The organism is Prevotella sp. AM42-24 (assembly GCF_003461825.1).
Taxonomy (GTDB): Bacteria; Bacteroidota; Bacteroidia; order Bacteroidales; family Bacteroidaceae; genus Prevotella; species Prevotella hominis.
Window position 1 is genome coordinate 3,992 of sequence record NZ_QTXV01000111.1, and the last position, 1,192, is coordinate 5,183.

Annotated in this window: 1 protein-coding gene; it reads left to right on the plus strand. The window is 40.8% G+C overall.

What is annotated here, in order from left to right; all coding sequences use genetic code 11:
- The first annotated feature begins 106 nt into the window (after window positions 1-106).
- Complete coding sequence (locus DW917_RS16165; protein WP_118120378.1) at window positions 107-913, plus strand: tyrosine-type recombinase/integrase; 807 nt, start codon at window positions 107-109, stop codon at window positions 911-913.
- Window positions 914-1,192: the final 279 nt, after the last annotated feature.

Below are 1,192 nucleotides of genomic sequence, written 5' to 3' on the forward strand. Positions count from 1 at the left end.
ATTTCACCTCCCCTGTAGCAAGCATCTTCTCATAATAGGAACTCATAGAACAAATCCATGCCTATTTATATGGACAACTTAATGTTTCACTAATAAACGAATAGAAATGGAATTAGACAAATTTGAAGAGTTCCTAAGCCAAGGCAATATGGCTAAGAACACGATTTCGGCATATCTGTATGCCGTAAAGGAGTTTGGCTCTCGACACAAAGAGTTGAACAAGAGAAACTTGTTGGTTTACAAGACTTACTTGATTGAGACTTACAAGCCAAAGACGGTGAATCTCCGTATTCAGGCGTTGAACAAGTACCTTGTATTTGTAGGCAAGACGAAACTCCGCTTGAAGTCGGTTAAGGTGCAGCAACGTTCTTATTTGGAGAATGTCATCAGCAATGCCGACTACACCTTTTTGAAGAACAAGTTGAAGAAGGAAGACAACTTGGAGTGGTACTTTGTGGTGCGTTTCTTAGCTGCGACTGGTGCCAGAGTGAGCGAACTTGTGCAAATCAAGGTTGAGCACGTGCAAGTAGGCTATTACGACATCTACACCAAGGGTGGCAAGATACGGCGTATCTATATCCCCAAGACATTGCGCACGGAAACAGAAAAGTGGTTGCAGGCACTCAACCGTACAAGTGGCTATCTCTTTCTCAATCGCTTTGGCGAGCGCATCACGACAAGAGGCATATCACAGCAGTTGAAGAACTATGCGGTGAAGTATGGCTTGAATGAAAAAGTGGTGTACCCTCACTCGTTCCGCCATCGTTATGCCAAGAATTTCTTGGAGAAGTTCAACGACATTGCCCTGCTTGCAGACCTTATGGGGCATGAAAGCATCGAAACGACACGTATCTATCTGCGAAGAAGTAGCTTGGAGCAACAAGAAATAGTAGATAAGGTTATCACTTGGTAAAATGCCAATAAAGGTTTATAGGAATAAGAGTAGAAAGAAATGCAGGTCTCTTTCTACTCTTTCCTTGTAAAACATTTTATCATATGACATGCATATATCAACGACAACGAATCTATACGTCAGTAAATCATGTTATCATCATATATGCAATTCTTTGTTTACCGATAGGTTTGACAAGCAAACGTATGCAATTTGCAGAATTTAGCACTATTGCCAAATCATTACCTCAATTGAGGTGAAACACTCATAAATCGCTCATTTTAAGCTATTCTGAATATT

Coding starts and splice junctions, on each gene's coding strand:
- DW917_RS16165 (WP_118120378.1), top strand. CDS start 107: ATGGAATTAGACAAATTTGAAGAGTTCCTAAGCCAAGGCAATATGGCT.